The 11,489-nt window shown below is 66.9% G+C and carries 13 protein-coding genes and 1 pseudogene; 3 read left to right on the top strand and 11 right to left on the bottom strand.

Going from position 1 to position 11,489, the window contains the following annotated elements:
* The 3 genes from ACIQ6O_RS07215 to ACIQ6O_RS07205 form a co-directional block, all read right to left on the bottom strand.
* A partial coding sequence (locus ACIQ6O_RS07215) for a tRNA-guanine transglycosylase (RefSeq protein WP_396207100.1) occupies window positions 1-697 on the bottom strand: 697 nt, incomplete at its 3' end.
* Window positions 694-1,299 (bottom strand): HD domain-containing protein, encoded by a 606-nt coding sequence (locus tag ACIQ6O_RS07210; protein ID WP_396207099.1) that lies wholly within the window; start codon window positions 1,297-1,299, stop codon window positions 694-696. The genes ACIQ6O_RS07215 and ACIQ6O_RS07210, both read right to left, overlap by 4 nt.
* Before the next feature lie 110 nt (window positions 1,300-1,409).
* The gene (locus ACIQ6O_RS07205) at window positions 1,410-2,057 is read right to left on the bottom strand and encodes a YqaA family protein (RefSeq protein ID WP_396207098.1); all 648 of its coding nucleotides are present in this window, start codon (window positions 2,055-2,057) and stop codon (window positions 1,410-1,412) included.
* 7 nt (window positions 2,058-2,064) lie between these two features.
* Between ACIQ6O_RS07205 and ACIQ6O_RS07200 the strand changes: the two genes are divergently transcribed.
* On the top strand, window positions 2,065-3,270 hold the full coding sequence (locus ACIQ6O_RS07200; RefSeq protein WP_396207097.1) for a phosphodiester glycosidase family protein: 1,206 nt from the start codon (window positions 2,065-2,067) through the stop codon (window positions 3,268-3,270).
* Window positions 3,271-3,417: 147 nt separating this feature from the next.
* Here the strand turns inward: ACIQ6O_RS07200 and sufU (ACIQ6O_RS07195) are convergent, their stop codons facing one another.
* The 8 genes from sufU (ACIQ6O_RS07195) to ACIQ6O_RS07160 all read right to left on the bottom strand — a co-directional run bounded on the left by sufU (ACIQ6O_RS07195) (window position 3,418) and on the right by ACIQ6O_RS07160 (window position 10,397).
* Complete coding sequence (gene sufU / locus ACIQ6O_RS07195) at window positions 3,418-3,846, bottom strand: Fe-S cluster assembly sulfur transfer protein SufU (RefSeq protein ID WP_396207096.1); 429 nt, start codon at window positions 3,844-3,846, stop codon at window positions 3,418-3,420.
* A 35-nt stretch (window positions 3,847-3,881) separates the two neighbouring features.
* Complete coding sequence (locus ACIQ6O_RS07190) at window positions 3,882-5,105, bottom strand: aminotransferase class V-fold PLP-dependent enzyme (protein ID WP_396207095.1); 1,224 nt, start codon at window positions 5,103-5,105, stop codon at window positions 3,882-3,884.
* 60 nt (window positions 5,106-5,165) lie between these two features.
* On the bottom strand, window positions 5,166-5,507 hold the full coding sequence (locus ACIQ6O_RS07185) for a Rieske (2Fe-2S) protein (RefSeq protein ID WP_396207094.1): 342 nt from the start codon (window positions 5,505-5,507) through the stop codon (window positions 5,166-5,168).
* Window positions 5,508-5,526: 19 nt separating this feature from the next.
* Window positions 5,527-5,976 (bottom strand): Fe-S cluster assembly sulfur transfer protein SufU, encoded by a 450-nt coding sequence (gene sufU / locus ACIQ6O_RS07180; RefSeq protein WP_396207093.1) that lies wholly within the window; start codon window positions 5,974-5,976, stop codon window positions 5,527-5,529.
* A gap of 100 nt (window positions 5,977-6,076) precedes the next feature.
* Window positions 6,077-7,390 carry a Fe-S cluster assembly protein SufD gene (gene sufD, locus ACIQ6O_RS07175; RefSeq protein WP_396207092.1) on the bottom strand — a complete coding sequence of 438 codons (1,314 nt, stop codon included), beginning with the start codon at window positions 7,388-7,390 and terminating at the stop codon, window positions 6,077-6,079.
* Window positions 7,387-8,136 (bottom strand): Fe-S cluster assembly ATPase SufC, encoded by a 750-nt coding sequence (gene sufC, locus ACIQ6O_RS07170; protein ID WP_396207091.1) that lies wholly within the window; start codon window positions 8,134-8,136, stop codon window positions 7,387-7,389. Before sufC ends, sufD begins: the two co-directional genes overlap by 4 nt.
* A 126-nt stretch (window positions 8,137-8,262) precedes the next feature.
* Complete coding sequence (gene sufB / locus ACIQ6O_RS07165) at window positions 8,263-9,696, bottom strand: Fe-S cluster assembly protein SufB (RefSeq protein ID WP_396207090.1); 1,434 nt, start codon at window positions 9,694-9,696, stop codon at window positions 8,263-8,265.
* Window positions 9,693-10,397, bottom strand: coding sequence for a helix-turn-helix transcriptional regulator (locus tag ACIQ6O_RS07160; RefSeq protein ID WP_396207089.1), 705 nt, complete (start codon window positions 10,395-10,397; stop codon window positions 9,693-9,695). Before ACIQ6O_RS07160 ends, sufB begins: the two co-directional genes overlap by 4 nt.
* Before the next feature lie 237 nt (window positions 10,398-10,634).
* Here ACIQ6O_RS07160 and ACIQ6O_RS07155 point away from each other — a divergent pair, with 237 nt between their 5' ends.
* On the top strand, window positions 10,635-11,048 hold the full coding sequence (locus tag ACIQ6O_RS07155) for a hypothetical protein (RefSeq protein ID WP_396207088.1): 414 nt from the start codon (window positions 10,635-10,637) through the stop codon (window positions 11,046-11,048).
* A 62-nt stretch (window positions 11,049-11,110) separates the two neighbouring features.
* Window positions 11,111-11,489: pseudogene (locus ACIQ6O_RS07150) on the top strand (hypothetical protein); the annotation flags it as partial.

Raw genomic sequence — 11,489 nt, 5'->3', positions numbered from 1 at the left:
CGATGCTCGCGGTGCGCAGATCGGCGTAGGTTCCGCCCTGCACGATCGGGAAGAGCGCCTGTGGTGGGGCGACGCATTCGTCGTCCTGATGCTGCGTGGCGAGCAGCGGTGACCCCTCGGTGGCGGCGACGTGCGGTACCGGCGCGCGCCCTTCGCTGGAGAGCCGGTCGAACTCCGCGCGGCACCGCGCGAGCCACCGCAGGCTGCGCTCCATCGCCTTGCGCGAGGCGCGGTGATCGCTGCCGCCCTCGATGAGTTCATCGAGTTGCATGATGACATCGGCGCCGATGTTGCGCTCGATCTGCATCACCCGCTCGGGGGTGTACTGGTGCAGCGAGCCATCGAGCTTGTTGCGGAACTCCACGCCCGCCTCGCTCACCTTGCGATACCGCGCCAGCGAAAAGACCTGATAGCCGCCGCTGTCGGTGAGCATGGGGCCGCTCCACCGGGCGAACGCGTGCACCCCGCCAAGGGCGCGCACCATCTCGTCGCCGGGGCGGAGATAGAGATGGTAGGCGTTGGCGAGAATCATGCGCGCGCCGGCGTCGCGCACCTCGTGCATCGCGAGGCCGCGTACGCTCGCATGGGTGCCCACGGGCATGAAGGCTGGTGTCTCCACCGTGCCGTGTGGCGTGTCAAACCAGCCCAGTCGCGCTGCGCCTTCACTGGCGCCAGTGCGGAACGCGAAACCGCTCACGTGGGGCGATCGCGCGAGGCGCGGGCGTCGCGCTCCTGCGCGCGGCGTTCCGTTTCTTCGTCGAGCACGGCGCGGATCGTCCGCAGGATGGGATCGTCCGTGGTGTACTTCGCGCCGTACTCGAGGTTGAAGCGGAAGTCGAAGTCGTCGGGCATCGCGCCCTGATTGTGCTGCAGAATGGTCTCGAGCTTGTCGAGCCCCTTGGCGATGCGCGCTTCCGGCGATGCGGCCTGCTCGTACTCGTCCCACAGCGCGACAATTTCGTCGCGCGTGTGCGCCGGCAACGACTCGCACAGCTGCAACAGATCGCGGCGCTCCTGCTCCGCCTTGTTGGGCATGTGCACCTGCAGCTTGGCGGAGATGTCACCGCCGATCGCTTCGCCCAGATCGTGCACGATGCAGATGCGGAGCAGCTTGCCCACGTCGATACCGGGGAAGCGCGGTGCCAGCACCAGCGCCATGAGGCATAGCCGCCATGTATGGCTGGCCACGTTCTCCTGCTCGCCGGTCGTCGTCCACGCCACACGCGTGGTGTGCTTCAGCGCCTCGGCGGCACGCAGAAAGTCGAGTGTGCCGTGGAGGTCGAGGGAGGCGAAGGACATACCGCAAGCTATAAACGGACGACAGCGAGTGGTACGGGAGCTACGGAAACGGGCGCTACGACAACGAGAAATGGAACAACGGAAACGACCGGTGCCAACCGAATCGTCGTTCAATGTCCCGTATCGCCAGCTCCCGTCCCACCAGCTTCCGCCTTACCAGCTTCCGCCCCGTCCTTACCCACCCACCGGGCCACCATGTCCGCCCCCCCGTGTCTCACTATCCACGCCATCACCATCGTGCGCGTGAGCCGGCCGGCAAGCAGGGCGGCGACAAACGTCATAAACGGCACGCCGGCGGCGCCGGAGGCGATGCTGGTGAGCTTCGTGCTCAGCGGGCTCATGGTGCTGGCGAAGATGGCCAGTCCGCCCCAGTCGGCGAGGCGCGTGCGGTAGGCGTCCAGCTGCGCGGGCGTGAGGCCCACGACTTGCGAGATGGGGCCCTGCAACCAGTCGAGGGCTTCGGCGCCCAGCCAATACAGCGTCACGCTGCCCAGCAGGGTGCCCGCAGTGGCCACCAATGCGAGCCGATAGGCCTGTGCCGGGCGCGCGAGGGCGAGCGGCAGGAAGAACAGGTCGGCGACGCCGGGGAACACCATGCCCTGCAGCAGCCCCCACAGCAGCACCACGCGGTCGGACCATCCCCGGTCGACCCACTGCTGCAGCCGGCCGTGAATGCGCGTGACGAGAGAGGGGCGTGAGGCGGGCACCCCGCAAGTTAACTGGCTCTCGCGGCCCTCACCCGCGCGGCGGCGGTACATTTCGCCCATGACCTCCAGCGGCCTTTGCACCTCACTCGTCCTCCTCGGCGTGTGCGCCGCCTCCGCCTGCGCACCCCGGCACACCTTCGCCCCACTCCGCGTCGATCCCGCGGTAGCGGATTCCGTGTCCACCTCCGCCATCGCCCCCGGCGCCCGGCTGCATCGCCTGGTGAACGCGCGGGCCCCGTGGCGAGCCTACGTGCTCGAGGTGGATCTCACCTGCACCACGGTGCACGCGATGAAGGGGGGCGCGACTGCCGTGGGACGCACCACGACGAGCGGGCTGCTGGCCTCCCTGCCGGCGAACAGCGGGGCGATCGCCACCATCAACGCGGATTTCTTCGCGTTCACGCCGCCGGGCGTGCCCACCAACCTGCATGTGGAGCGTGGGGTGCTGCTGGCGGGGCCAGGGGGCAAACCGCTGCTCACGGTGCGTGATGGGCGCCTGCAGCTCGATTCGATTGCCGCCTCCGGGCAGCTGACGCGCGGCACCGACTCGGTGCCCATCGGCGCGTGGAATCGCCCGGTGGCTACACGCGTGGGCATCGCCGACGCACAATGGAGTGTCGCACTCGATACGCTGGTGCGAAAGCGCGCGTGGCGCCTCGATCCGCTGCCGGGAAATCCGCGGCGTGTCGGTGAATCACCGGCGCGACTCTCCGGCCGCTACGTGGTCCGCGCCTGGCGCGACGCCGACACGCTGGTGTCCGGCGACACGCTGCTGCTGCATCAGCCGCTCCGCGGTCGCGCGAAGACGCTTCCCGTGCAGCCCGGTGACACGGTGCGCGTCGCAATGGAGCTCACGTGGCACGGGCAACCGGCCGCCATTACCGAGGCCGTGGGCGGGCGTCCCATCGTGCTCGCCGACAGCACCATTACCGCCGACGTGGACACCGAGGGGAACGCCGGCTTCCGCAACCTCAATCCGCGATCGGCGGTGGGGATCGACCGCGCCGGGCGTCGCGCGTGGTTCGCCGTGATCGACGGGCGTCAGCCGGGCTACAGCATGGGGATGACGCTGCGGCAGGTGGGCACGCTGATGCAGGCCCTTGGCGCCACGCGCGCGCTCAATCTCGATGGCGGCGGGTCCAGCGCGCTCGCCGTGCGCGAATCCGCGGCCGCGGCGGACCGCGTGGTCAACCGGCCGTCGGACAAGGTGGAGCGCCCGGTTGGCAATGCGCTGGCCGTGTTCTCCAGCTGCCGAGATCGCTGAGGTAGGGCGTCGGGGGGAACTGCTTTCGCGGAGGCGCGGAGGAAGCGGAGGGCGCGGAGAAACCCTTCCAATTTTTTACTCCGCGAGCTCTGCCAGTTCTCCGCGCCTCCGCGAAATCAGTTTCCCCAACTCGCGGCAGAACGCGGGCTAGCCGAGCGCATCGCGGAGCGCCTGCCACGGCATGCGCGCGCAGCCGTGCCGCCCGGCAAACGGTGCGACGCCGCGGAGTGGGGTGAGTTCTGCGGGGAGTTCCACCGAGGCCCCGTTCAGCATGCGATCAACGGCCTCACCCAACACCAGTGACTCGGCCACCGATCGCCCCCGCAGCACATCGGTCATCATGCTCGCGCTCGCGGTGGCGATGGAGCAGCCGCGCCCGCTGAAGGCGGCGTCGGCAATCACACCGTCGGCGACCTGCAGCATCACGGTGATCTCGTCGCCGCACACGGGGTTCTTGTGCGAAGCCTGCGTGGTCGCGTCGGGCAACTCGCGCCTGTTGTGCGGCGCCCGGTGGTGCGCGAGCAGCGCCTCCTGATACATGGCGCCGATGCTCGCCGACTGCCCCGTCTCACTCATGCATCACGTCCAGAGACTGCGCGGCCAGGCCGCGGTCAGTCCACGCTCGCGAACAGCGCCTGCGCCGCCGTGAGGGCGCCCACCAGCGCGTCGACGTCGGATTCGTCGCTGTACACGTAGAAGCTCGCGCGCGCCGTGGCGCTCACGCCGAGGCGGCGCATAAGCGGCTGGCCGCAGTGATGGCCGGCGCGAATGCACACCCCGTGCTGGTCGAGAATGGTGGCGAGGTCGTGCGGGTGTACGTCGGCCAGCGAAAAGCTCAGCACCCCGCTGCGCTGCGCCGCCGGCGGGCCGTACACCGTCACGCCGGGGAGCGCGCGCACCGCGGCGTCGGCGCGCTCGAGCAGGGCCACCTCGTGTGCGCGCACGTTGGCCATGCCGAGCGCTTCGAGATAGCGAATAGCGGCCGCGAGCCCCACTGCGTCGGCGGCGTTCGGCGTGCCGGCTTCGAACTTGTGCGGGATCACGTTCCACGTGCAGTCGGTGTCGCGGACCCACTCGATCATGTCACCGCCGTACTGATAGGGCGGCATCTTCTCGAGCAACGCCCGGCGGCCAATGAGCGCGCCGATCCCCATGGGTCCCAGCAGCTTGTGGCCGCTGAAGGCGTAGAAGTCGATGTTGAGCGTGTCGAAGTGCACCGGCAGGTGCGGCACGGCCTGCGCGCCATCCACCACGATCACGGCCGCCGAGCGCGCGCGCACGATGTGCACCGCGTCCTGGAGCGGTGTGATGGCGCCAACCGCGTTGGAGACGTGCGTGATGGCCACCAGCTTGGTGCGGGTGTTCACCGCATCGCGCAGCAGGTCGAGATCGATCGTCTGCTGCGGCGTGAGCTCCACGATGCGCAACGTGGAGCCGGTGGCGAGCGCGAGCTGCTGCCACGGGACGAAGTTGGCGTGGTGTTCAAGCGCCGTGACGACGATTTCGTCTCCCGGTCCCACATTCGCGCGTCCCCAGCTCGACGCCACCAGGTTCATCGCTTCGGTGGTGCCGCGGGTGAAGATCACGCAGTCGCTGTCGCTCACGCCGACGAACCGGGCCACCGTGCTGCGCGCATCGTGGTACAGGTCCGTGGCCTTCGCGCTGAGGGCGTAGGCGCCGCGGTGCGGATTGGCGTTGGCCGTCTCGTAGAACCCGCGAATGGCGTCGAGCACCGCCGCCGGTTTCTGCGACGTGGCGGCGGAGTCGAGATAGTGCAGGCCGGGATTGGCGGCGAGCAGCGGGAAATCAGAGCGCGGAGCGAGCGGGGAGAGCATGGGAACCTTCGCGTGCGAGTTGAAAACCTTGGCGATGGTGGAGCCGTTGGGGGACCGACCTCACCCCCCGACCGCCCCTCCCACCAGTACCACCCCGTTGACCTGCAACACCGGGTAGACCGTCACCGCATCACCCTCGGATGGCCCGGACACACACTGGCCCGTGCGCACATCGAAGCGTGCGCCGTGCCATGGGCACTCGAGGCATCCGTTCACCACATCACCGCCCGACAGCGGGAAGTCGCGGTGCGGACAGCGATCTTCCACGGCGAACACTTCCTCGTGCAGGCGCACGAGACAGAGGCGACGTCCATCGACCAGCGTAACCGCGAGCGGCAGATCGGTGGGCACGTCCTCCACCCGGGCCACCCGCTCCCATGTCCCTGCATCAGCCCCACTCACGCGTGTGACGCGAAGCGGGTCACTCCGTGCTCACCGATGCCGGTGCCTCGCTTTCGAGCGCCGCCTTGAGCGTATGCCACGCGAGCGACGCGCACTTCACCCGCACCGGAAACCGCGACACGCCGCTGAACACCACGAGCTGGCCAAGATCCTTGCCACCCTCGGCGTCCTTGCCCAGCACGAGGGTATGGAACCGCTCGAACAGTGCCTCGGCCTCCGCGCGCGACTTCCCTTTCACAGCGGCCGTCATGAGCGATGCCGACGCCTTGGAGATGGCGCAGCCGTGGCCGGTGAACTTCACGTCGGTGATCACGTCGCCCTCGACCACGAGCGCCACGTGCACCTCGTCACCGCACAGCGGATTCTTGCCGTCGGCCTCACGATTCGCCCCCGCCAGCTCGCCGAAATTGCGCGGCTTGCGGTTGTGATCGAGGATGACGGACTGGTAGAGCTCCTGGAGGTCGGTCATGGGATACCGGACTGATGGCTGAAAACCGACAGCTGACAGCTCCCTGCATTGGAAAGGGAGCTGTCGGTCTTCAGCCGTCAGCTTTCAGGTTGGTTTCAACTCAGTGACTCGAACTGCCCGTGAACCGCTCGACGGTCAGTTTCTCGAGTGCCTCGACGATCACCGGATTCTCGATGGTCTCGAGCACGTCGGCGGCGAAGGCGTACATGAGCAGCTGCTTGGCGAGCACCTTGCCCACGCCGCGGCTCTTGAGATAGAACAGGCTCGTTTCGTCGATCCGGCCCACCGTGGCGCCGTGTGTGCACTTCACGTCGTCGGCGAAGATCTCCAACTGCGGCTTCGTGTCGATCTGCGCCTTCTCCGAGAGCAGCAGCGTATGGTTCGTCTGCTTGCCGTCGGTCTTCTGCGCTTCGGGGTGCACGTACACCTTGCCGTTGAACACGCCGTGGGCGCGGTCGTCGATGAGCCCCTTGTACGCTTCACGGCTGAAGCAGTTCTCCTTCACATGCTCCACGCGCGTCTGGTGATCACCGTGCTGCTCGCCGTCGAGCATGTACAGCCCGTTGATCGTGCAGCCGCATCCCTCGCCATCGAGCACCGTGTACACGTTGCTGCGCGACAGCGCCGCGCCGGTCTGGAAGGTGAAGGTGAGGAAGTGGCTGTCGCGCCCCTGGCGCGCCTCCACGGTGCCCACGTGATACGCGGAGCGCGCCTCGCGCTGGATACGCACCACGCTGAGCGTCGCACCGTCCTCCACGAACGCCTCCACCACGCTGTTGGTGAAGTACGACACATCGGCGAGGCTCACGTAGCTTTCCACCACGCTCGCCTTCGCGTGCCGCTCCGCCACCATCACATGGCGCGGGTGGCTCATGATGCCCGCGGCCTGCGCGTCCATCACGTGCAGAATATGGATGGGATGCTCGATCACCATCTCCTTGGCCACGTGAATGAACGTCCCCTCACCGGCGAACGCCGCGTTGAGCGCGGTGAAGCCATCACGGTTGGCCGGGGCCGCGGTGCCGAGGAACTTGCCCAGCAGCTCGGCTTCCTGCGCCGACGCCGTGGCCATGTCGAGCACGCGGATCCCCGCGGGGAGCGCCGCGAGCGTGGACAGCTCGGCCGAGAAGCGGCCGTTTACGAACACCACCAGCGGCCAGTCAGCGCCGAAGGTGTAGGGGGCCAGCGACTCGGTCGTGACACCCGTCGACGGCGCGCGGTCGATGGCCGGCGTGAACTGCGCCGTGGCGATCGACTGCACGCTGGTGTAGTGCCAGTCTTCGTTGCGCGTGGTGGGGAAGCCGAGCGTCTTGAACGACTCGGCGCCCTCGGCGCGCAGTGCCTTGATGGAGCCCGGCGCGTCGGCCACCGACGCCGCCACCGCCTGCTCCGCGAAACGGAGGCCCGTGGTCACGCCACCGTCTCCAGCACCCAGTCGTAGCCGCGCGCCTCGAGTTCGAGTGCGAGCGACTTGTCGCCACTCTTGATGATGCGGCCGCCGGCCAGGACGTGCACGTAGTCGGGCACGATGTAGTTGAGCAGGCGCTGGTAGTGCGTGACCACGATCGCGGCGTTGTCCGGGCGCTTGAGCGCGTTCACGCCCTCGGCCACGATGCGCAGCGCGTCGATGTCGAGTCCGGAGTCGGTTTCGTCGAGGATGCTCAGCATCGGCTGCAGCACCGCCATCTGCAGGATCTCGTTGCGCTTCTTCTCACCACCCGAGAAGCCGCTGTTCACCGAGCGGTTGAGCATGGACGGGTCCATGTCCACCAGCTTGAGCTTCTCTTCCACGAGGTCGAGGAACTCCATCGGATCCACTTCCTCGAGGCCCTTCGCCTTGCGGATCTCGTTGTAGGCGGCACGCAGGAAGTACGCGTTGCTCACGCCCGGGATTTCCACGGGGTACTGGAAGGCCAGGAACACACCGTTCTGGGCGCGCACCTCGGCGTCCATCTCGAGGAGATTCTCGCCGTTGTAGATCACCTCGCCGCCGGTGATTTCGTAAGCCGGATGGCCCGCGAGCACCTGCGCCAGCGTGCTCTTGCCCGAGCCGTTGGGGCCCATCACGGCATGTACTTCACCGGCGTTGACGGTGAGCGAGATGCCCTTGAGGATCGGCTTGCCGTCGATGGACGCGTGGAGGTCGTTGATCTGGAGCATATATGGTGGAAACGGATAGTGAAGTTGTTGATCGGAGGAGTTTTCAGCTTTCAGCTTTCAGTCGTCGGTCGACTCATGACCGAGAGCTGACGGCTGATAGCTCCCTGCACGCTGCGCTTGTGGCGGTTACCCCACCGACCCCTCCAACGTGATCCCCAGCAGCTGCTGCGCTTCGAGCGCGAATTCCATGGGCAGCTCCTTGAACACTTCCTTGCAGAAGCCGCTCACGATCATGCTCACGGCCTGCTCGGCGTCGAGGCCGCGGGCCTTGAGATAGAAGATCTGGTCCTCACCGATCTTGCTGGTCGAGGCCTCGTGCTCAAGCGTCGCGCTGTTGTTCCCCACTTCGACGTACGGGAACGTGTGCGCGCCGCACGCATTGCCCACCAGCATCGAGTCGCACTGCGTGTAGTTGCGCGCGCCCTCGGCCTTGGGCAGGATCTGCACCTTGCCGCGGTAGCTGTTCTGCCCCTGCATGGCGCTGATGCCCTTCGACACGATGGTGCTCTTCGTGTTGCGCCCGATGTGGATCATCTTCGTGCCCGTGTCGGCCTGCTGCTTCTTGCTGGCCACGGCGACCGAGTAGAACTCACCCACCGAGTTGTCGCCCTGCAGGATCACGCTGGGATACTTCCAGGTGATCGCCGAGCCCGTCTCCACCTGCGTCCACGAAATCTTGGCGTTGGTCATCGCCTTGCCACGCTTCGTGACGAAGTTGTAGATGCCGCCCACACCGTTCTCGTCGCCGGCGTACCAGTTCTGCACGGTGCTGTACTTCACCGTGGCGTTGTCGAGCGCCACGATCTCCACCACGGCCGCGTGCAGCTGGTTGGTGTCGCGCTTCGGCGCGGTGCACCCCTCGAGGTAGCTCACGTAGGAGCCCTCGTCGGCCACGATGAGCGTGCGCTCGAACTGCCCCGTCTCCGCCGCGTTGATGCGGAAGTACGTGGAGAGCTCCATCGGGCAACGCACCCCCTTGGGGATGTAGCAGAACGAGCCGTCGGAGAAGACGGCGCTGTTGAGCGCGGCGAAGAAGTTGTCGCTGTACGGCACGACGGAGCCGAGGTACTTCTGCACCAGCTCCGGATGTTCGCGTACGGCCTCACCGAATGACATGAAGATCACGCCGTGCTTCGCGAGTTCTTCCTTGTACGTGGTGCCCACCGACACGGAGTCGAAGACCGCGTCGACGGCGACGCCGGCGAGACGCTTCTGCTCGGTGAGCGAGATGCCGAGCTTGTTGTACGTCTCGAGCAGCGCCGGATCGACTTCGTCGAGCGAGCCCAACGGCTTCACCGACTTGGGGGCGCTCCAATAGCTCGCCGCCTGATAGTCGATGGGCGGATAGGTCACGTTGGGCCAGTGGGGCTCGGTCATCGTCTGCCAGCGGCGGAACGCCTTGAGGCGCCACTCGAGCAGCCATTCCGGCTCCTGCTTCTTCGCCGAGATGAAGCGCACCGTGTCCTCGGTGAGCCCCGGCGGCAGCGTTTCCGTTTCGATGTCCGTGCTGAAGCCGTACTGGTACTCGCGATTGACCAGTTGCTCGATGGTCGAACTCATGCCTGCTCCTGTTTCACCGTCGAAAGGTGACCTGACACGCCATAGTCACAGTGACCGCAGCCGCCCAGCCGATGCGCACCGCGCACCAGCGGAACACCCAGCAGCCGCTCAACGAACTTTGCTTCGACCGTGCACGCCTGCGGGAATCGCTCGGCGATCTCGCGGACGGCACAGTTGTGGATGCGGAGCGTGACGCGAGGTTCCGCGTCGTCTCCGTCGTGCAGGGGTTCCGTCGGCGACGTCGTCACGACCTCCGCCATGTAGCCCTTGGCCGACAGCAACTCGGCCACCAACGGCACGCGCTCTTCGAGCGGCAGCGCCTCGAGCACCGGCCCGGCCTCGTCGGCCAGGCGGCGCCATTCTGCTTCCAGTACCGCTTCGACCGCCTGATCGCCCGTCTGGGCCCGCAACGCTTCGAGCGCCGTGGCCAGCACCTGCACGTACGATCGGGGAAAGAGGGCTTCGCCGGTCGCCGTGAGCGAGTAGGCGAACACCGGCGCGCCCACGCCGCGCACCGCGCGGTCGTAGCGAACCAGCCCGTCCTCCTCGAGGGCCTTGAGGTGCCGGCGGAGCGCGTTGGCCGTGAGACCGAACTGCTCGCCCAGCTCATGGGCCGTCAGCGGCTGCGCCTTCTTGAGCGCGACCAGCAATTCGGCCCTGACCCCTCGAAACCCACCCAATGCGCCAACGACATCCTCCATGCCGACAGTATAGTTCGGGAATGGGTTGTTCGTCAACGAAAGTGTAGACGAATAGACGCCGCTCTAGACTTCGCCCGAGCGAGCTCAACGGTAGGCCAAAAGATTGATTGCCGTTTCCCTCGGCGGGTCCTTGGGTGTACCATATCCGGGCGGAGCGATCATCACACGTGCGGGACCAGCCGCCGTTGACGCGGAGATAACGCTCCGGTTCATCTTTCTCCTGAGGGTAGCGCGGTAGTGCGACTGTCCGTATCGGTAGCCATCATCGTATTGGTGCTGGGGCTGTTCGCACTGGCCCGGGCGTCGCGGATCAACCGCCAGTCCATCGAGCGCGACGGCCTGTCGCGCTTCCGTGATGCCTTCCGTGGCCGCTATCCCGAACTGCTGCTGGCCCAGGTCTACACGTACCTGGCGGAGCGGCACGGGGCGCAGGAGCCGCACTACATCGTCAACCCGGCCGATAACCTCGCGCGGGTCTACGGGCTGGTGGATCTCGATCTCGAAGATGCGGTCCTGGTCATCGCCGACCGCGCCGGGGCGCGTCTCCCGCGGGCGCAGGAGCTGGACGGCCTCAAGACAGCCGTCACGAGTGTGGAAGACCTGCTCAAGTTTCTGGAGCCGTATTTCCGCCCCGAGGTCGTGAAGGGCTGACGGAGCCGCTGCTGAATCCCGCACGAGTGCTTCGATACTGGCTCATTGGTGGATCTTTGCTGTTGGCCGCCTGCTCGCGAGGTCGCCCCGATCCAGAGCCGCGGCCAGCGCCGGAAGAAGCGACGCCCACCCTGGCCGCCACCCCAGCCCATCGCGGCCCACGCGGTGAGGCCATCACTGACGACGACCTCGCCGATTTGTGGCGCCGGCAGATCATGATTCCCGTCGAGGGGATCACCCGACTCACGCTCAGAGACAACTACACCGCCGGGCGGGGCAACGGGAAAATCCACGGCGCCATCGACATCCTGGCGCCCAAGGGGACGCCGGTCATGGCCGCCGCTGATCATGTGATCGGCCGACTGTTCGAGGGGCCTGTCGGCGGGATCGTGATTTATGCCTATGACGAGGAGGAGCGGTTCGTGTACTACTACGCGCACC

This window comes from Gemmatimonas sp., assembly GCF_044345575.1.
Taxonomy (GTDB): Bacteria; Gemmatimonadota; Gemmatimonadetes; order Gemmatimonadales; family Gemmatimonadaceae; genus Gemmatimonas.
This window is presented reverse-complemented; position numbering and strand designations above follow the sequence as displayed.